The organism is Novosphingobium sp. B-7 (assembly GCF_000410615.1).
In the GTDB taxonomy this organism is placed as follows: Bacteria; Pseudomonadota; Alphaproteobacteria; order Sphingomonadales; family Sphingomonadaceae; genus Novosphingobium; species Novosphingobium capsulatum.
In genome coordinates, this window is record NZ_KE148405.1 from 1 (window position 1) to 200 (window position 200).

At 72.0% G+C, this 200-nt stretch carries 1 pseudogene; it reads right to left on the reverse strand.

The features are described 5' to 3' along the window. A pseudogene (locus H926_RS33520) lies at window positions 1–200 on the reverse strand (SPOR domain-containing protein); the annotation flags it as partial.

Below are 200 nucleotides of genomic sequence, written 5' to 3' on the forward strand. Positions count from 1 at the left end.
TCGATCTGGCCGGGCACGCCGAGCACGCCGGCGACGCGCAGGCGCATGTTGCCCGGATCGTTGAGCTGGGCCCACTGCGCCATGCGGGCGGTGAGCTGATCGGCGGGCACGTCCTGCGCGGCCATGTCGCGCGCCTCGCGCCAGTGGCCGGCCATGGCCATGGCATAGGCCAGGTTCTGGCGGGTCTTGGGCGTATCATC